The organism is Arthrobacter crystallopoietes BAB-32 (genome assembly GCF_000328305.2).
In the GTDB taxonomy this organism is placed as follows: Bacteria; Actinomycetota; Actinomycetes; order Actinomycetales; family Micrococcaceae; genus Crystallibacter; species Crystallibacter crystallopoietes_A.
Window position 1 is genome coordinate 1 of sequence record NZ_ANPE02000076.1, and the last position, 19,441, is coordinate 19,441.

Consider the following 19,441-nt stretch of genomic DNA (forward strand, 5'->3'; position numbering starts at 1 on the left):
GCGGCCGGGGGGCCTTCGCGGCCCGCGCCGAGATCGAAGCGCTGGCGGAACGCATCGGGGCGTTGCTGACCACCTCGGCGGTGGGCCGCGGAACCTTCATCGGCAGCCCGTGGTACCTCGATGTCATGGGAGGCTTTTCCACGGACACCACGGCGGAGCTGATCCAGGGGGCCGACGTGGTGGTGGCATTCGGGGCCAGCCTGAACCGCTGGACGACGCGCGGCGGCGAGCTGCTGTCCGGCGCCAGGGTTGTTCAGGTGGATCTGAGTCCGGAGGCCATCGGTTTCCACCGGCCGGTGGAGTTCGGGGTGGTCGGCGATTCCGCGGCCGTTGCTGCTGCCGTGGCAGCTGAGCTGGAGCGCCGCGGCGTGCAGGCCGAAGGCTACCGGACCGACGAGGTGCTGGCCCGGATTAAAGCCGGCAGCGAATGGGTCAATGTCGGCTTCGAGCCGATCGCCCCGGCGGGCACAATCGACCCGCGCACCCTGACCATTGCCTTGAATGACATGCTCCCGATGGAGCGCGTGGTCGTGCCGGACGGAGGCAACTTCAACGGCTATCCGGCGATGTTCTTCCAGATCCCGGATGCGCGCGGCTACTGCCTGCCCCTGGCCTTCCAGTCCATCGGACTGGGCCTGTCCTCCGCCATTGGTTCGGCCGTCGCCAACCCGAACCGGATCGCGGTCGCCGGAATCGGCGACGGTGGCTTCATGATGAGCCTGGCCGAGTTGGACACTGCGGTCAGGCTGAAGCTGCCCCTCGTCGTCGTGGTCTACAACGACAATGCTTACGGTGCCGAAGTGCATCACTTCGTCCACGAAACCGAGGCATTGGGCACCGTGGAGTTCCCGGACACGGACATCGCCGCTATCGCCCGGGGCTTCGGCTGCACCGCGCTCACAGTCCGGAACGAAGATGACCTGGACGGTGTCGTGGAATGGCTGGGCTCGGACCGGACCACGCCGTTGGTGATCGACGCGAAAATCAGCTCCTTCCCGTCCTGGGTCCTGGCGCACACATTCACCGAGGAGTGACAGCGACCGCCGCCTTTGACCACTCACTATGCCAATAGTTAGCATGTGGCGCAGCGCACAATCGTGCATCGGGGAATCCTGAGGAGAGAAATGATGAAGAAACTGGGTGCGGTCCTGGCGATGACGGCGGTCCTGGGCCTGACTGCTTGCGGCGGCGGAAGCCCGTCGGGGAACGGCGAGGAGGCGGCCTCCCCGGGGGCCGGCGGCGAGCTGACGCCGGTCAACGTCGGTGTCATCCCCATCGTGGACGTCGCCCCGATCTACCTCGGCGTGCAGGAGGGCATCTTCGAAGAGCATGGCCTCGACGTCGAGCTCACCCCGGCCCAGGGCGGCGCGGCCATCGTCCCGGCGATCACCAGCGGCCAGATGGACTTCGGCTTCAGCAACGTCACCTCGCTGATCATCGCCCGTTCGAAGGGCCTGCCCCTGCAGATCCTCGCCAGCGGCTCCTCCTCCACAGGTGACCAGGATGCTGACTTTGCCGCTGTCATGGTCAAGCCGGACAGTGGCATCGAGGAGATCGCGGACCTTGCCGGTAAGAGCATCGCGGTCAATACGCTGAACAACATCTCCGACTCGACCATCAGTGCTGCCGTCGAGGAGGCCGGCGCCGACGCCTCCACCATCGACTATGTGGAGATGCCTTTCCCTGACATGCGGGCAGCGCTTGAGCAGGGCAATGTCGACGCCATCGCGGCTGTCGAGCCGGTCGTGACCATGGCCAAGGGCGACGGCGCCGTTCCCGTCTTTTCCAACTATGCCCACCCCGTCGACGACCTCACCGTTGCCGCCTATTTCACCTCGGACCAGATCGCCGAGCAGAAGCCGGAGGAAACGCAGGCCTTTATTGACGCCATGAAGGAGTCCCAGGCCTTCGCCGACGCCAACCCGGACAAGGTCCGCGAGATCCTGCCGACTTACACCCAGCTGGATCCTGCCGTCATCGAACAGCTGACCCTGCCCAAGTTCGCCCAGGAGGTCAATGCGGACTCGCTGCAGACCATCGCCGACATCTCCCTCAAGGACGGCCTGATCGAGGAGATCCCCGACATGGAGGCCCTCCTCCCACACCAGTAAAACAACGACGACGGCGGGCTGCGGCCCGGTTGTTGCTGCCACTTGGGTGCCGGGCCATTAGGCTCGGCACCCTTCGGCTGTGCCCGCGCCATAGGCAGCTGGCCCGGCGGAATGCTGCGACATGGGTTTTACAACTATTGACTTTCTCAATCATATGTCCCTACTGTGAGAGTGGCTCTGTGAGGCGACTCACCATGGGCTGAGGCTGAATAGGCTGGGGTCCGCTCGTCGGAAATAAGCGAAGGGTACGTGTGGCGATGCACAACCAAGGGGTTGGAACGTGGATTCACCGCCGGCGGGAGAAGTCCGCCGGAAAGGTCGCGCTGGTCAGCAGCGGCAAGGAACTGCGTTACGAGGAGTTCGCCGCGCGGGTGGACCGGCTCGCCAATGCCTTTGCCGGCTGGGGCATCGCCAAGGGCGACCGGGTCGCTTACTTGGGAGAGAACCACGCGGCCTTCCTCGAGACGTTCTTTGCCTGCGGCACCCTCGGGGCCATTTTCGTTCCCCTCAACACCCGCCTCGCCGCGCCGGAGATCGAGTTCGCGCTGGAGAATTCCGGCAGCCGCATCCTGGTCAACGCGCGCAGCGTTGAGGGGCTCGCGGTCCCCGGCTCCCGTGGAACCCAGGTTGAGCGCCGCCTGGTGGTCGAAGATGTCCCCGCGGCAGGCAGCGCCGACGATAGCCCCGCGGCAGGCAACGCAGAAGATGGCCAAGCGCCGCCGTCGTACTTCTTGAAGACGCGATTGCTGCCGCAGACGATACGCACCTGGATGTGGAGGTGTCGCTGGAGGATCCGGCGATGATCCTCTACACCTCCGGCACGACCGGCCGGCCCAAGGGGGCGCTGCTGACCCATGGCAACATGACGTGGAACAGCATGAACGTGCTCGTGGACTACGACCTGGCCAGCAGCGATGTCGCACTGATGATCGCGCCGATGTTCCATGTGGCCTCGCTCGGCATGGGCGTGCTGCCGGCGCTGCTGAAGGGGGCCACGGTTATCCTCGAGCCGCGCTTCGATCCCGGCCGGACCCTGCGCCTGATCGAGCAGCACAAGGCCACGAGCATCAGCGGGGTGCCGACGACGTACCAGATGATCTGCGAGCACCCGGACTGGGATAAGACGGACATCAGCTCGCTGCAGAAGCTCACCTGCGGCGGATCAGCGGTGCCGATGCGCGTGCTGGAGGCGTACGAATCGCGCGGGCTGTCCTTCACCGGCGGCTACGGGATGACCGAAACCGCGCCCGGGGCCACCAGCCTGGCACCGAACAAGTCCCGCGAGAAGGCCGGGTCGGCCGGGCTGCCGCACTTCTTCACCGACATCCGCATCATGGATCCGGTGGACGGGCCGGCAGGTCCGGGTGAGGTGGGCGAGATCCAGATCCAGGGGCCCAACGTCATCAAGGAGTATTGGCAGCGGCCTGACGCGACGGCGGAGAGCTATGCCGACGGCGTCTGGTTCCGTTCCGGGGACATGGGTTATGTCGACGACGAGGGGTACCTCTACATTTCCGACCGGCTCAAGGACATGATTATTTCCGGCGGCGAGAACATCTATCCGGCCGAGGTCGAGCAGATCATCGTGGAGCTGGAGGCGGTCAGCAGCGTCGCGGTGATCGGCGTGCCGGACGAGAAATGGGGCGAGGTGCCGCGCGCAATCGTCACCGTCCGCGAGGGCTTCCAGTTGACTTCCGAGGATGTTGTGGAGCATCTGAATGGCCGGGTGGCGCGGTACAAGATCCCGAAGAGCGTAGTGATTGTCGACGACCTGCCGCGCACGGCCAGCGGCAAGATCCGCAAGGCGGACCTGCGCAAGCAATATTCAAGCTGACCGGCGGGCGGGCCCCGGCCAGGCCTGGCCGGGCTCGAGAGTTCGACCGGTTTCCTGGTGGGGGAGAAGGTGCCAGTCCTGCTGCGGCTCAGCCCGCGGGGTACAGCTCGTCGATCAGGGCGAGGCCCTGCTGTGCCCAGGCGATTTCCTGTTCGGCGCGGGCGATCAGGCCCTGGTAGGTGAACTTCTTGAAGGCCGTGGTTTTACTGTGCTCGGACGCCGGAAGGGTGGCCAGCCGGCGGGTGAGCATCGGGCTGGTGCCCTGCTCGATCTCGCGGACCTTCTCCCGCCATTGCTCCAGCTGCGCAGTGTGGTGCCGGATGTGTGCGCGCATCTGCTCGCGCGCGGCCTCGGGTTCGGCCCATTCCAGGTAAGCCGCCTTGAGATGGGCCGGGTCCCGGACGCGCGAATACTCCAGCGTGCCGTTCATCCAGTCCCGGAAGGCCGCGGTGCCGGCCTCGGTGATGTGGTACTGGCGTTTCTTGCCGCGCTGGCCCCAGACGACCTCTTCGCCTTCCAGCAGGCCGTCCTTCTCCATCCGCCGGAGCTCGGGATAGATCTGCGAGTCCGGGGCATGCCAGACGTGTCCCACGGAGGATTCGAATTCCTTGTAGAGGTCGTAGCCGGTCATCGGTTCGACGCTCAGCAGCGCCAGCAAGGCGTATCGCAGGCTCACGGCCAGAATCTCCTTCACGTGAAGTGTTGCCAATCACTATATCCATAGCTACTGTTGTGGTTCAGAACACTAACTATGGACATAGTTAGTTGGAAAGTGGAAAGGAATCCGCCGTGACTGTTGTCCAGTCCCAGAGCTCGACGACCAACAAGGTCCTCGGCCATCCGCTGAACGCCTGGTACGTCGCCGCGTGGGACCACGAGGTCACCCGGAAGCCGATGTCCCGGCGGATCGCGAACCGACCGGTGGCGCTGTACCGGACGGAGGATGGCAAAGCGGTAGCGCTCGCCGACGCTTGCTGGCACCGGCTGGCGCCGCTGTCGATGGGCAAGACCATCGGCAAGGACGGCATCCAGTGTCCGTACCACGGCATCGTCTACAACTCCGCCGGCCGCTGCGTGTCCATGCCGGCCCAGGAGACCATCAACCCGAGCGCCACGGTCCCGTCCTTTCCCGTCGTCGAACGCTACCGCTACGTCTGGGTGTGGCTGGGTGACCCGACCATGGCGGATCCCGACCTGGTCCCGGACATGCACCAGATGACGTCGCCCGAGTGGGCCGGCGACGGCGAAACCATCCACGCCGACTGCAACTACCAGCTCGTGCTGGACAACCTGATGGACCTGACGCATGAGGAATTCGTGCACTCGTCGTCGATCGGGCAGGAGGAGCTCAGCGAATCCGACTTCGTGGTCTCGCACGACGGGAACACCGTGACGGTCACGCGCTGGATGCTCAACATCGACGCGCCGCCCTTCTGGCTGAAGAACATGCGGGACAAGTTCCCCGGTTTCGAGGGCAAGGTGGACCGCTGGCAGATCATTCGCTTCGAAGCCCCGTCGACCATCCGCATCGACGTCGGGGTCGCGAAAGCCGGCACCGGCGCGCCGGAGGGCGACCGCAGCCAGGGCGTCAACGGCTACGTCATGAACACCATCACGCCGGAGACGGACCGCTCCTGCCACTACTTCTGGGCCTTCATGCGCAACTACCGGTTGGAGAGCCAGCTCATCACCACCCAGCTGCGCAATGGCGTGCACGGCGTGTTCGGCGAGGACGAGGCCATGCTCAAGGCGCAGCAGGAAGCCATCGACGCCAACCCGGACTACGAGTTCTACAACCTCAATATCGACGGCGGCGGCATGTGGGTGCGGCGGCTGATCGAGCGGATGCTGGTGGCCGAGGGCCGCCTGGCCACCTCGGCCTGAGCCGGCCGGGCGAGAGACAGGTAAGAGGACAATGGCAGCAACGAATATCGAAGTCTGGCAGCGGGCCACGGTCGCCGAGGTCCGCAACGTGGCCCAAGGAATCCAGCGGATCGAGCTGGAGCCGGAACAGCCCAAGAGGGCGGAACCGGGCTCGCACATCGACGTGAACGTGGTGATCGAGGGGAACGTCCAGAAGCGCTCGTACTCCGTGGTCGAGTCCAGCGAGGATGGCAGACGCCTGGTCATCAGTGTGATGAAGGCGCCGCAGTCCCGCGGCGGCTCGCTCTACATGCACACCCTGCAGGCGGGGGACACGCTGGAAATCACCCAGCCGCTGCAGAACTTCCCGCTGCGGGTGGGAGCCGAGCGCTACATCCTGCTGGCCGGCGGTGTCGGGATCACCGCCATCGTCAACATGGCCCGCGTGCTGAAGAGCCTCAGGGCCGACTACACGCTCGTCTATGTCGGCCGGAGCCGGACCGCGATGGCGTACCTGGCCGAGCTGCAGGAGCTGCATGGGGAGAACCTGGTGGTGCATGTCGACGACGAGGGCACCGCGCTGAAGGTCGACGAGCTCATCGCCAGCGCCGGCCTGGACACCGAGCTCTACATGTGCGGGCCGATCCGGCTGATGGACGCGGTCCGCCGCGCATGGACCGAGCGCGAGCTGGACCTCCCCAACCTGCGCTACGAGACCTTCGGCAACAGCGGCTGGTACGACCCGGAGGAGTTCATCGTCAAGGTCCCGCGGCTCGGGATCGAGGCCAAGGTGGGCCAGGGCCGGTCCATGCTGGAGGCCCTCGAAGACGCCGGCGCGGACATGATGTTCGACTGCCGCAAGGGCGAGTGCGGTCTCTGCGAGGTGCGGATCCTGGAGCTCGACGGCGCGATCGACCACCGCGACGTTTTCTACAGCGAACGCCAGCAGCACGCCGCGGAAAAAATGTGCTGCTGCGTCTCCCGCGGCATCACATCGAAGACCGGGGCCAAAGCGGACGCCTCGCCGGACGGTCCGGCCGTGATCACCATCGACGTCTCCTGAGCCGGCTGACCTCCAATCACTGTTCAGCTGATGCCCGATTTGCGGCGGATAAGGGGCATCAGCTGCCCAGTTGCTGGGCGGCGGCCGGCACGCGGTCCAGCGGATGGGCGATTTCGTCCTTGAGCATGCCGCCGAACGCGATGGCCAGCACGGACAGCACGGGCGAGACCAGCCCAACGACCAGGAAGATCAGCCAGATGGGCACCACGGCGGCCAGCGGCCCGGCCAGCGCCATGGACACCGGCATCAGGGCCAGGGACACGAAGAAGTCCAGGCTGGAGATCCGGCCGAGCAGGTGGGGCGGGACGCGCCGCTGGAGCAGCGTGCCCCAGATGACCTGGCCAGCCCCGCCCGTCACTCCGACGACGAACAGCACGGCGGCCAGCAGCCAGAAATTCGTGACGAAGCCCGTGACGGCCAGCGGCACCGAACCGGCGCCCCAGAGCATGAGCATGCCGCTGAGGTAGCGGCGGGGGAGCCGGACCGAGGCGGTGGCCATCGCGCCGACGGCACCACCGGCGCCGTACGTGCCAAGCAGGAAACCGAAGGTGCTGGAATCGCCGTCCAGCTGCTCCTCGACGGCGAACGGCAGCAGCACCTCGATGGGCCCCATGAAGAGCAGCACCCAGACGACGGCCCACAGCAGCGTCCAGAACAGCCACGGCGTCCTGACCGTGTAGGCCACGCCCTCGCGCAGGTCCTTCCACATCGAGGATTTCGCCGGCGGTCCGTCGGAGCCGACCGGGGCCGGGGTCGCGACCGCACGGCTCAGGAACGTCAGGATAACCAGCGCGGACAGGTGGCACAGCGCGATCCAGGCGGTGGCGCTGGCCGGCGAGAAGGCCGCCACGATCATGCCCGCGGCGGCAGGACCGGCAGCCATCTGCAGCAGCGGCCGCATCGTCCCCTCCATCCCGTTGGCCGCCAGCAGGTCCTCGGCCGGCAGGATCCGGGGCAGGATCGCGGAGTAGGCGGGGAAGAAGAACGCTGCGCCGACCCCGAGCAGGAACGCTGCGGCCGCCAGGTGCCAGAGCTGCAGCAGGCCGGCAATCGAGAGCGCCGCGACCGCGCCGATCGCCAGCAGATTGGCCCCCTCCACCGCAATGATCAGCCGCCGCTGCGGCAGCCGGTCGGCGGCGATGCCGCCCAGCAGCACGAAGGCGAGCAGGCCGACGCTCGAGGCCGTGGCAACGATGGACAGTTCCACCGGGCCGCCGCCGAGGTGGATGACCTGGTAGACCATGGCGACAGCCCACATTCCGGTGCCGAAAATGGAGATCGCCAGGGCAGCGATCAGCACGCGGTAGTCGCGGTGGACAAAGGGGCGCATGGCGCGGGGCAAGGACATGGTTTTCCCTCGGGTGGATGGCAGGGCACCAGTATCCACCCAGTGATTGGGAAATGTAAACCACTCATGTGGGTTAACGACGACGGCGGCGGTCCCTTGACGTGGACCGCCGCCAATCGCGGGAGGTGGGTGAAGGTTCAGGAGGCGCCGGCACGCAGGTGGGGCGCCGCCGTCGTTAGTGCCCCTGGCGTTCGCCGGCTCCCACGGGTTCCGGCCGGAGTGCGCCGAGCGCCGCTTCGAACTCGGCGTCGATCTCGGGCGTGGGCTTATAGGTGAGCAGGCTGACCACGACCGCGACCAGCACGTTCAGGATGAAGCCGGGAACGATTTCGTACATGGTGTCGGCCAGCGTGGAGTTGCCCCAGGCGAAGACCGTGACGGCGCCGGCGACCATGCCAGCCAGCGCGCCGGGCATGGTGAGCTTCCGCCAGAAGAGGGACAGGATGATGGTCGGGCCGAAGGAGGCGCCGAACCCGGCCCAGGCGAACGCGACCAGACCGAGGATGGTGTCGTTGCGGCTCCAGGCCAGCAGGGCGGCGACGACGGAGACGACCAGCACGCCCATCCGGCCGAGCATGACCTGCGTCTTAGGCGAGGCCTCACGCTTCGCCACGATCTTGAACAGGTCCTCGACCAGCGCCGACGAGCACACGATCAGCTGCGAGGACACGGTGCTCATGATGGCGGCGAGGACTGCGGCCAGGACGAGGCCGGCGAGGAACGGGTGGAAGAGGATCTGGGCGAGGTCCAGGAAGACGGACTCCGGGTCGGTCAGGGTGGCGTCCGGATTCTGCTGGAAGTAGGCGATGCCCACCAGCGCGGTCGCGACCGCGCCGAGCACGGTCATGACCATCCAGCCGATGCCGATCCGGCGGGCGGCCTTGGCTTCGGCGGGGGAGCGCAGCGCCATGAAGCGGACGATGATGTGCGGCTGGCCGAAGTAGCCCAGGCCCCATGCTGCGGCGGAAATGCCGGCAACCGCGCCCCCGGTGAAGAGGCTCAGGTGGGTGGGGTCGACTTGCCGGATGGATTCGAAGGTGGCGCCGAGCCCGCCGGTGGCGAAGAGCCCGGCGATGGGAACGACCAGCAGCGCGGCGAACATGAGCAGGCCCTGGGCCACGTCGGTGTAGCTGGCGCCGAGGAAGCCGCCGAAGAGCGTGTAGAGCACGGTCACGCCCCCGACCAGCAGCATGCCGATGGTGTAGGTCGAGTTGAAGGAGGCCTCGAAGAAGATGCCGCCGGCGACCATGCCGGAGGAGACGTAGAACGTGAAGAAGACCAGGATGATCAGGCCGGAGACCACCCGCAGGATGTGCGAGTTGTCTTTGAGCCGGTTCTCCAGGAAGCTCGGCACGGTGATGGAGTTGTTCGCGACCTCGGTGTAGGTGCGCAGCCGCGGGGCGACGAACTTCCAGTTGAGCCACGCACCGATGGTGAGGCCGATGGCGATCCACGCTTCGAAGAGGCCGCCGAGGTAGAGCGCTCCGGGGAGGCCCATCAGCAGCCAGCCGGACATGTCGGACGCGCCGGCGCTCAGTGCTGCCACGCCCGGTTTGAGGCCGCGGCCGGCGAGCATGTAGTCGTCAAGGTCGCTGGTCCGCCGGTACGCCCACCAGCCGATCGCGAGCATGCCGGCCATATAGAAGGCCATGGCGATGTACTGGAAAAACTGGTCGTTCACGTGGGTTTCCTTCCGGTTGGACCGGGGTTGGTTGCTTGGGGGAACGTTCCAGTATGGCCACGTGGCCTAGCTCTCGGCCAAATGCATGACTGACGGGCGGAGTCCTGGTCGGGCCGGCTGCCCATGCCGGCCGGCTCAGGCCTCGCCGGCCTCCGGCTCCATCTCGAGGGGCGCCGGCCGGACCGAGGCCTCGGAACCCACATCACGTCGCCGTGCTCGGTGTTGGCGCCGCGGGCCAGCACGAACAGCAGGGTCGAGAGCCGGTTGAGGTAGCGGGCGCACTCCGAATTAACGCTATCGGGGAATTCCTCCACCGCGGTCCAGACGGCACGTTCCGCGCGGCGGACGGACGCACGGGCCTGGTAGAGCAGCGCGGCGAGCAGCGTACCGCCGGGCAGCACCATGCCGCTGAGGTCCTCGACGTCCTGGGCGAAATGCTCGATGGCCCGCTCCAGCCGCTCGGTGTGGCCGGGGACGATCCGTGCCTGTGCGGGTTCTTCGCTGCCGGTCGGCTGCATCAGGTCCGCGGCGAGGTCGTAGAGATCGTTCTGTATGCTGAGCAAGGTGGCGTTGATGTTCGGCGGCATGCCCGCGGTAGCCATCACAACGCTGATGGAGGCGTTACCCGCATCGCACTCGGCATAGGCGACAACCCGCGCGTCGTTCTTGGAAACGTTCCCGTGCCCGCCGAAATCCGTCCGGCCGTAGTCGCCGGCATTGGCCGATTCGGCAGGGATGATCGGATGCGATGCGCCATGCTCGTTCATGGCTGACACTATACGTAAAGGATACGTCCGGCGTCGAAGAGAGGAATGCTGGGACAACGCGTCCCGCCGGGCAAGGAACCGACCGCAACCAGCGAGGTATTCATGAGCAACGAACCGTCCGGTGAAAGCGCACAATCCAGGCTGGGGGACGCCGTATCAGCCCCTCCCGCCAAGGGCTGGGCGACGGTGGACAAGACAGTTTTCGGGGTCTCCGTAGGCATTATCGTGGTGCTTTGCCTGCTCGGGGTGTTCGCGACGGAGTGGTTCGAGGCCACAGCTGCTGCGGCTTTGTCCTGGATTACGACGACGTTCGGCTGGCTGTTCGTTCTCGGCGCCACAGGGTTCGTGGTCTTCTCCCTGGTGCTGGCCTTCGGACGGTACGGCAGCATTCCGCTCTCCAAGGAGGGGGAGGAAGCAGAGTACTCCACGTTGTCCTGGATCGCGATGATGTTCAGTGCCGGCATGGGGATCGGGCTGATGTTCTTCGGCGTGTACGAGCCGGTGACGCACCTGGCCTCGCCGCCGCCGTTCGCCGAAGTCGACGCCGGCAGCGAGGCCGCTGCCCAGACCGCCATGGCCTACACCTTCTTCCACTGGGGCCTGCACCCCTGGGCGATCTACGCCGTCGTGGGCCTGGCGCTGGCGTACTCCACCTACCGGATGGGCCGCGGCAACCTGATGAGCGCACCGTTCCACTCCCTGTTCGGCCGGGAACGGATCGAGGACAAGGGCTGGGGCAAGCCGATCGACATCCTGGCGATCATCTGCACCAAATTCGGTTCCGCGACGTCGATGGGCCTTGGTGCCTTGCAGATCGCGGCCGGCCTGGCGCTGCTGCGGACGGGACAGTTCGAGGACGACCCCGGCGCGGCGATGCCGATCCTCATCATCTGCGTGCTGACCGTCGGCGTGATCATTTCCGCGGCCAGCGGCGTGTCCCGCGGCATCAAATGGCTCAGCAACACCAACATGGTGCTGGCCTTCGTGCTGCTGGTCTTCGTGTTTGTCGTCGGCCCAACGGTGTTCATCCTGGACCTGCTGCCGTCCTCGATCGGCGCCTACTTCTCCAGCTTCGTGGACATGAGCTTCAACTCCGGCGTCTTCGGCGGGCATGATTGGCTGGCCAGCTGGACCATTTTCTACTGGGCGTGGTGGATCTCCTGGACGCCGTTCGTCGGCACCTTCATCGCGAAGATCTCCCGCGGCCGGACCATCCGCGAATTCGTGCTCGGCGTGATGCTGGTTCCTACCGCCGTGAGCGTCGTGTGGTTCACCATCTTCGGCGGTGCCGGCATCAACCTGCAGCTCGGCGGCGTGGACATCGCCGGCACCGGCAGCGAGGCCGCAGGCTTCTTCGCGGCGCTGCAGCAGTACCCGTTCTTCTTCGGGGCGGCCCTGGTGGTCATGGTGCTGACCGCGGTGTTCTTCGTCAGCGGCGCGGATGCCGGCTCGCTGGTGCTGGGCACGCTCACCTCCCGCGGCGCCAAGGACCCGTGGATTCCGCTGGTCATCATGTGGGCCATCCTGACCGGAGCCGTGGCCGCGATGCTGCTGTTCGTCGGCGGCCTCGGCGCGCTGCAGACCTTTACCATCCTGGCCGCCAGTCCGTTCGTGCTCATCATCATCGGGCTCTGCGTCGCGCTCTATGTCGACCTGCGGCGCGACCCGCTCCGGCAGCGGCGCGCCGGCCCCGTCCGCGGCGCGGTGACGGTCCCCAGCAACGTTCCCTTCGCCGAAACGGGGCAGATTCCCATCACGGAGGAGCCGCCCGCGGGACGGGACAAGCCCTAGCCGTCGCAGCAGCGGGCCAGCGCCGGGCGCCGGACTACGCCGTGTCGGCGCAGGGCATCCCGTGGCGTCGTGCCCGCTGCTGACGCAGTCGCTCCTGCCCCGCAGATCCAGCGGGGCGTTCAGGCGGGGCTGGCTTACCTGCGGGCAGAGGCCAGCCGCCCCAGCGCCCAGTCCCACGGGATCTGTTCCTGTTCCAGCCGCAGGGCCGGTCCGTGCTCATCGTTGACGAGCGCGGTATACAGCTCCGCCTCGTCCGCTGTCAGGCGGGTGAGCCGGGCGCTGGAAGGTTTGGCCTCCCGTCCCCAAAACTGCCGGTGGGCGAGGAAAGTCCCGGTATCCATCATGACGCTTCGCACATGCGGGTGACCGGACCGGAGCTGGTCCAGGATCTGGAAACCGTGAGTGTCGATGTCGCCCCAGTAGATGGTCTCGCACCGCTTCAGCCAGGCCGCGTGGCGCAGCGCAGAGAATCCGTAGCCGGCACCAAAAAGGGCCATTGTCCCGGGCAGCTCCGGCAGGGCCAGGAAGTTGACCAGGTTCTCTGTGACGATGATTCTCTGCACGGGCAGCTCGAGGCTGGCGAAGGCTTCGGCCGTGACCGACAGATCCCTGGCAGCACCCAACAGCGGGATGGACGGATCAAGCACCCTGAAGCGGACCAGCTCCGGTGGGCTCAGGAAGCCGTGACGCGCGGCGAAGCCGGTGCCCGGCCCGCTGACAGGGCCGGCTGCCGGCGGCGCCCCTGGTTCCATCAATGCGTCAGGCTCCCCGGCCGCCGTGGCGGTTCCCGCGGCAGGAGGCGGGGGAACGGACGACGTGCCGGCAGCATCCGAACGGAGGAGGATGGCCATTTCGTCGATGGTCCGGCGGTGGGACGCCACGAACTTCGTGTGGACGTTGGGCAAGCTGAGCTGGCGCACGTAGATGCCAGGCGCCGGATGGTCCCGGAGCCACGCCGCCACGGCCGCGGCGGTGAGGGCGGCCTCATCCAGTTCCAGAAGGGCCAGCGGCCGCTTCAGGGCCCAATGTCGCAGGGTCGGGTCGAGCTGTTCCAGCCGTGCCGCCAGTTCGAGGAAGCGCCGGGCCTTCCGCTGGTGCCCGAGGAACGCGATCTCGTCGTCTGCCGCGGCGAACAGCGCGCCGGCAGGGACTTTGTTGGCCCCGATCGTCGTGCGGCCGATGCTGACTGATTCCAAGGTAAAGTCCGTAGCCCCGACGTGCAGTTCCGCGGCCCAGTCCCGTGCAGCGCCGTAGTTGTCGCGCAATTGGGCTGCGGTGGGGTGCTTCAACGGACGACGGCGGGGATAGGCGCCCGTAGGCGCCAGCAGTTCGCGCAGCAGGTCGCCTTTGTCCCAGGCTCGTTCGGACTGCTGGCGAAGCGCAGACAGCGTGGTCCAGCCGCTGCTTTGAGCAGCGGCCTTTCCGCCGCTAGCCGGCACGCCGATCGCGTTCCTCGCGGTATTCCTGGATGGTCATGTTGCGCAGCTGGGAATCTTCGCCGCTGGTGTTCGCGACGAAGCCCACATTGGCCACATACGGCTCGATCACGTGGATCTTCTGCAGGGGCGTGACGATAAGCAGCTGCAGCTTCATCCGTTTGAACAGTTCCAGGCCGTAGCGTGCCGACTCGTCCGATCCCCGGCCGAAGGCTTCATCGATGACCACGAAGCGGAAGCTCCGTCCGGCGCCGGTCCGGGAACCGTGTCCTGGCACTCGGCCCAGGCCGAACTGGAAGGCCAACGCGGCGGCCAGGATAGTGTAGGCGAGCTTTTCCTTCTGGCCGCCGGACTTCCCGCCGGAATCGGTGAAGTGCTCGTGTTCCTCACCGGTTTCGGTCCACTTTTCCGAGGCGGAGAAGGTGAACCAGTTGCGGACATCCGTGACCTTGGCGGTCCAGCGCTCGTCCAGGCTGGTCAGGCCTTCGCGGCCGCGGAAGCGGCTGACCAGCTTCTCCACTTGGAGGAACTTCTGCTCCGAATACTGGTCCTCGTCGCCCAAGGTCCCTTCGGAACAGGCCCGGAGGTCGGCCCCGAACTCCCGCACGTCCATGTCGGTGGTGTTCTGGTGCTCAAGCTGGATGTGCCGGCCGGGGTTGTACTCGATGCCGGCCAGTGACTGGTTGATCTCCCCAATCCGCTTGACGATATCCTGCCGGCGGGACTCGAGGAAGGCGTTGAAGGCCACGACCTCGTGGATCGTGTTCTGGTTCAGCGAGTCCTTGAAATGCGCTTCGAAGCGCGGCAGGTCGTTGTCCACCAGCTGGTCCAGCAGCCGGTTGTACTCGCCGGCAGCGTCCAGGGCAGCGTCGATCTCGGTGGTTTCCTCCGGGTACTTGTTCCGGAACTCCGCCATGAGCCGGACCGTTGATTCGGCCGCCCGGGCAAGCTGTTTTGCCAACGCGTCGATGGCGGAACTGAGGTCGCTGCGCACAGCGGCCTCTGTGCGGTCGGTGTTCTTGTAGGTCAGTTCCGCTTCGCCCAGTGCACGCAAGGCGAGGTCTTGCAGCTCTCCGAGCAAACCGCCGTCGTTAGTCAGCGGAGTCTCCACCAGGATGGTCCGGCACTCGGCAATGGCCTCCCGGATCTTGTCCAGATCCGACTTATTGCGTCCGATCCGCTCGTACATGGTCCGGGCCTTGGCATTTGCCCGGTCCAGGTGCTGCCGGGTTTCCGCTTCCCGTGCGGTGAGCTGCTGCAGCACGTTGCTGGCGGCCTCCAGGGCCGCCTTCTCGGTCTTGAGCTCCTCGATCCGCCGCGAAGTCAATTGCCAGGCGATCGCCCCGAAATCCTGCACGCCGCGCACGGTCCCCAGATGCTGCCATTGCCGGCCGAGCTGCCCCAGGGCGGCATCCAGCGTGGCGATCCGGTTTTCTGCGCTGCGGAGCTGGCCCTGGGCCTCTTCCAGTTCGGCGTGGAACCGGCTGATTTTGGCATGGTTGTCCCAGCCAAGCACGTAGTGGCGCCGGTCCGACAGCGCCTGGCGGTCATCCTTCTCGTGCCGTCCGCGCCCGCCCTTGAGTTGCCCGTTCAGCGTCACCGCCTTGGGATAGCGGCGGAAGTCCTCCAGCGAATCGCAGCAGACATGGTCGAACCGGGTTGCCAGTTCCTCCAGCAGGAAATTGCGGAATTCGGTAGCCGGTTTGAGGACGATCTTGGCCGCGAGTGTCCCGGGCTCCGCCGTCCGATGTGCCCCGGCCGGACCGACCTTCAGGTACACCAGCCGGTTGCCCAGGTGAGTCCTGTCGACCCAACCGGTGACCGCGGCGTAATGCGCGGCGGGAACCAGCAGGGAGAGCGCGAAGCCGCGCAGCGTCCGTTCCGCCGCTCCTTCCCAGGCAGCCTCTTCATCCCGCACTTTGAGCAGCTCACCGGCGAACGGCAGCTCCGCTTCCGGGATGCCGGTTCCTTCACACAGACGACGGCGGAGCTCCAGTTGGGTGCGCGGCATGAGGTTTTGCCGGGACTGCAGGCTCTTGAGCTCGGCGCGCAGCTCATCCGCACGGGCGGAGGCCTCGTTCCGCTGTTGCGAGGCGGCGGTTCTGCTGTCCTGGAGACCCGTGTTCTCCGCGCGGAGGCTGTCCTCGACCTCCGCCAGCCGGGCCGCGTTGCCGTCGAACAGTACCTGGTCTTCGGGCGTGCGCAGGCCGAGTGCCTCGGCAGCCGTCGTGTAGCTGTCGAAGCGTGACCGCTGGGCCCGGGCCTCCTCGGCCAGCCGCGAGATGTCCGCGTCCAGGGCAGCCAGCCGTCCGCCGCCGTTGGTGCGGATGTCCTCCTGGATGCCGGAGAGCTCGTGGGCCAACCGGGTCAGCTCTGCCTGGAGTTTTTCCTGTTCATCCTCCAGCCGGCTGCCGGTGCGTTCGAGTTCCTGCTCGTGCGCCAGGCTCAGCTCGAGCTTCCGGGCCGTGAACCACGGATGCAGCTGGTCCCGCTGGAGCCTGCCGCGCTGCTCGCGCTGGGCCAGGTCCTCATGCCTGGCGGCGCCGTCCCGGATGGGCGTCAGCCGCTGGATCTGGTCCTTGGCCCGCAGGACCGCGTCATGGGCCTTCTTCAGATCATCGAAGTGGCCGATCAGGTTCTTGATCCGGGACGCAATGTCATCCTGTTCCAGCATGTTGGTCCGCACGAAGTGCGTGATGTTCTCCACCTGTTTCATGGAAACGGTCCGGTGGAAGAGTTCCATCGCCTGGCTCCCGGAGATGCCGAACTGCCGGCGGAACGCGGCCGCGTAGGGCTCGAAGGAGTCATGCACGGTTACTCCCGCGGCGCGCAGCTTCTTCTTGAGCTTCGCCGGATCCTTGCCAAAATCGGCGAAGTCGCGGGCAATCGCCTGCTCCGTCTCGGCAAGCGAGTAGAAGCGGTTGGGCTGTCCTGCTTCCTGCACAGCCCAGAGCGTGATTGCCAGGGAGACGGTCTTGTCCAGGCCGGCATGGTGGAAAACGCCCAGCACCACCGAGTAGGAACCCGGTCCACGGAGCGCCACGGGCTTGGAATTGTCCCCGGCTGTGGTCCTGGTGCTCTTGTGGTAGCCCCGCACATAGGACATCAGGCTGCGCTCTTTCTTCTGCGCGCCGGCTGCCTTGTTGTACTCGATCCGGTTGGCTGGCAGCAGCAGCGTGGTGATGGCATCCACCACTGTCGATTTGCCGGAGCCGATGTCACCGGTCAAAAGGCTGTTTTCGCCGTCGAGCCGGAAGGTCCGGACGCCTTGGTGGAAGGTGCCCCAGTTCAGCAGCTCCAAACGGCGAAGGCGGAACCCCGGTGCCGGACCGGCGCCGTCGTCGATGTCTTCCAGCGAGAACAGGCTGTCCTGCAGATCGATCGTCACTTCGAGGCCCCCTTCGGGCGGTTGGTCTCCGGAGCCTGCCCGCCGCCCGATCCGCCGTCCAGCGAGGCTCGGTAGTCCGCCAGCCGGGCGTCGAACTCTTCGAGCCACTGCGCGTCAACGAAAGCCTTCAGGATGCGGGCAACTTCGTAGGTCCCCTGCTGGCCGCGGAGTTTTCGCAGGAACCCCAATTCGACGACCTTCTTGATGTTGGCTCCGAGCTGGTCCAAGATGCGGGCCTCGTTGCTGGAGTCGGCCAGGAACACGGAAACCATGTCCGCGATGTCCTGTTCGGTCATGACCAGCCGGGATTCGCCGGCGCGCTGGTCGAACTCGGCCAGGCGTGCGCGGAGCAGCGCGAGCAGCAGGCTCACATTGAACGTCAGCTGCCGGCGCGGCACCAGGCGCGGGAGCGTGCCGTCGGCGTCGGGGCGGGACTTCAGGAAAGCGAAGCCTTCACTTTCGTCCAGGAAAAGCTCCAGGCCAAGGACAGCCACGTAGTCGCGCACATGCGAGGCGAGCGGCAGCAGGGACTGCCAGGCCTTCTCGTCGGCTTCGGCATAGAGTACGCCGCGGAACAGCCGGGTCACGACGGCGGGAAGTTCGTCCGGGTGGGCCGGTGCGGAGTTGGGTTCTGCGGTCATGAGGGCCTCGCAAAGATGATCTGTTCGACGGTGGCTTCGCGGATGCTGCCGTCCGGCAGGGTCCAAACCAGCTGCTGGGTCACATCCGGACTGATGCTCGCCCACGGTGAATCCGAGGCCAGCTGGAAGTAGGTGACGATCTCCGCCAGGCCTTGACTGAGCGGGAAGGCATCGGTGATATCCGCCAGGGTGGCCTGGTCAGCGCCGTCAAGCACGGCGTCAATGTTGTCCTGCAGGCGTGCTTTGTCCACGTGGAACTGCTCGAACAGGGCGGCTGGGTCCACGTCCCCGTCCTCGGCCAGGAAGACTTCGTCGTCCACCGCGACCCGGCGTGCCGGTTCATAGAGCGGGCGTTCGAACGGCAGCACCACGTCCACTGCCTGTGCGGAAACCTCCATGAACGTTGCGGGCGGGCGGTCGTTGCGCACCGCCAAAGCATTTCCTTCGATGGACCGGATCAACTGCATGATCCGTTTGTTCTCCAGGAACACCTTGTCATCAAGCAGCCGGCGCATCTGCTGGGACAGCTGCCGGACCGTTGACTGGGTCTGTTCCACCGCTGGCAGCCAGTCCTGGTGCAGCTCGCCGATGGCATGAATGTTGTCCAAACCGGCCAAAGCCTCGATTTGGGTGGCCCGGTCCAGCAGGTCCTGCAGCTCGGAACGCAGTTGCGGGGACATGAGGTAGTCCCAGAATCCTTGGAATGTTCGGCCTTGGATGGAACCGGAAATGTCCTGCTGGTTGGCAAAAATGGACTCGAGGAGTTCGCCCTGGCTGCCGTCCCAGGTAGCGATCTGCTCGCGGACCTGCCGGTCCAGCTGCCTGAAGTTCTGTTCCACCTCGCGGAAGTCGGACAACAGGTCCTTGGCCAGGGCGGTCAGCTGCTGGAAATGGTCCAGCGCCTCCGGCCCGCTCATCACCTGGATCCTGCCGTCCCGGATCTGCTGCATCTGGGCGTCGATGGCATCGCGCTGCTTCTGCAATTCGGCGAGCCTGACTTCCGGGTCCGTTTCGGACTCCTGGACGAGGGTCTTGAGCAGCTGGAAGATGCTGGTCAGGCGGGATTGGGTGGCCACGAAGTCCCGTCCGCGCAGGTTCTCCACCCACCGGACCACGTCCTCTGCCGTGGCGGTGAGGTCATACAGCGGTTCATCCTCGCCCGGGGCATAGTACTTGCGCAGCCAGGCTTTTTCCGGGGCTGCCCAATCATCGAGATACTCTGCCGCCGGGCGGGGAAACCTGTCCTCGCCCAGCCCATCCCGGAGGCCGAAGAGCACATCGTCCAATGTGTCGATCAGAGCCTGCCTGCCAATGTTGCGCTGGTTGGGGCCGGTGAAGGCAGCCATGAAAAATGCGATGGCCAACGGCCCGTTCTGGGCACGCAGCAAGGACCAGCCTGCATGGTTCTCGCGCAGAGAATTAACGGCGTAGAAGTCCATTGGTCCCCAAGTAGTCACAGTTCAGCTCCGCCACCCATGGTAGAGCCTGGCGCCGACAATTCAGTTTCGGGGCCGCTTC

Annotated in this window: 13 protein-coding genes and 1 pseudogene; 6 read left to right on the top strand and 8 right to left on the bottom strand. The window is 66.1% G+C overall.

The annotated features are described in order from the left end of the window. The 3 genes and pseudogenes from D477_RS04450 to D477_RS04460 form a co-directional block, all read left to right on the top strand. Positions 1-1,034: thiamine pyrophosphate-binding protein (locus D477_RS04450; RefSeq protein WP_005267683.1), on the top strand; the 1,034-nt coding region annotated here is incomplete at its 5' end. 90 nt (positions 1,035-1,124) lie between these two features. After that, entirely contained in the window at positions 1,125-2,111 is a 987-nt protein-coding gene (locus D477_RS04455; RefSeq protein ID WP_005267685.1) for an ABC transporter substrate-binding protein, read from the top strand. A gap of 257 nt (positions 2,112-2,368) precedes the next feature. Beyond that, positions 2,369-3,945 (top strand): annotated as a pseudogene (locus D477_RS04460) (acyl-CoA synthetase). A gap of 88 nt (positions 3,946-4,033) precedes the next feature. Here D477_RS04460 and D477_RS04465 read toward each other — a convergent pair. After that, the gene (locus D477_RS04465; RefSeq protein ID WP_005267687.1) at positions 4,034-4,621 is read right to left on the bottom strand and encodes a PadR family transcriptional regulator; all 588 of its coding nucleotides are present in this window, start codon (positions 4,619-4,621) and stop codon (positions 4,034-4,036) included. A gap of 113 nt (positions 4,622-4,734) precedes the next feature. On the opposite strand from D477_RS04465, the gene D477_RS04470 reads away from it, so the two are divergent. Next, positions 4,735-5,829, top strand: coding sequence for an aromatic ring-hydroxylating dioxygenase subunit alpha (locus D477_RS04470; RefSeq protein WP_005267689.1), 1,095 nt, complete (start codon positions 4,735-4,737; stop codon positions 5,827-5,829). 31 nt (positions 5,830-5,860) lie between these two features. Beyond that, positions 5,861-6,871, top strand: coding sequence for a PDR/VanB family oxidoreductase (locus D477_RS04475; RefSeq protein WP_005267690.1), 1,011 nt, complete (start codon positions 5,861-5,863; stop codon positions 6,869-6,871). Positions 6,872-6,929: 58 nt separating this feature from the next. On the opposite strand, the gene D477_RS04480 is transcribed toward D477_RS04475, so the two are convergent. The 3 genes from D477_RS04480 to D477_RS21055 all read right to left on the bottom strand — a co-directional run bounded on the left by D477_RS04480 (position 6,930) and on the right by D477_RS21055 (position 10,667). Beyond that, positions 6,930-8,219, bottom strand: coding sequence for an MFS transporter (locus D477_RS04480; RefSeq protein WP_005267692.1), 1,290 nt, complete (start codon positions 8,217-8,219; stop codon positions 6,930-6,932). A gap of 175 nt (positions 8,220-8,394) precedes the next feature. Continuing rightward, on the bottom strand, positions 8,395-9,900 hold the full coding sequence (gene putP, locus D477_RS04485; protein ID WP_005267695.1) for a sodium/proline symporter PutP: 1,506 nt from the start codon (positions 9,898-9,900) through the stop codon (positions 8,395-8,397). Further along, positions 9,897-10,667 carry a cob(I)yrinic acid a,c-diamide adenosyltransferase gene (locus D477_RS21055; RefSeq protein WP_005267697.1) on the bottom strand — a complete coding sequence of 257 codons (771 nt, stop codon included), beginning with the start codon at positions 10,665-10,667 and terminating at the stop codon, positions 9,897-9,899. Before D477_RS21055 ends, putP begins: the two co-directional genes overlap by 4 nt. 102 nt (positions 10,668-10,769) lie before the next feature. Between D477_RS21055 and D477_RS04495 the strand changes: the two genes are divergently transcribed. Continuing rightward, positions 10,770-12,458 (top strand): BCCT family transporter, encoded by a 1,689-nt coding sequence (locus D477_RS04495; RefSeq protein WP_202804077.1) that lies wholly within the window; start codon positions 10,770-10,772, stop codon positions 12,456-12,458. A 134-nt stretch (positions 12,459-12,592) separates the two neighbouring features. On the opposite strand, the gene D477_RS04500 is transcribed toward D477_RS04495, so the two are convergent. From D477_RS04500 to D477_RS04515, 4 genes are read right to left on the bottom strand one after another with little or no spacing between them, the layout of a single operon-like run. Further along, on the bottom strand, positions 12,593-13,897 hold the full coding sequence (locus D477_RS04500; RefSeq protein ID WP_005267700.1) for a Wadjet anti-phage system protein JetD domain-containing protein: 1,305 nt from the start codon (positions 13,895-13,897) through the stop codon (positions 12,593-12,595). Continuing rightward, on the bottom strand, positions 13,887-17,282 hold the full coding sequence (locus tag D477_RS04505; RefSeq protein ID WP_005267701.1) for an ATP-binding protein: 3,396 nt from the start codon (positions 17,280-17,282) through the stop codon (positions 13,887-13,889). Before D477_RS04505 ends, D477_RS04500 begins: the two co-directional genes overlap by 11 nt. Next, positions 17,279-17,923: a DUF4194 domain-containing protein gene (locus D477_RS04510; protein ID WP_005267703.1), complete on the bottom strand. Its 645-nt coding sequence runs from the start codon at positions 17,921-17,923 to the stop codon at positions 17,279-17,281. Before D477_RS04510 ends, D477_RS04505 begins: the two co-directional genes overlap by 4 nt. After that, positions 17,920-19,380: a DUF3375 domain-containing protein gene (locus tag D477_RS04515; RefSeq protein ID WP_150110001.1), complete on the bottom strand. Its 1,461-nt coding sequence runs from the start codon at positions 19,378-19,380 to the stop codon at positions 17,920-17,922. Before D477_RS04515 ends, D477_RS04510 begins: the two co-directional genes overlap by 4 nt. Between the last annotated feature and the right edge of the window lie 61 nt (positions 19,381-19,441).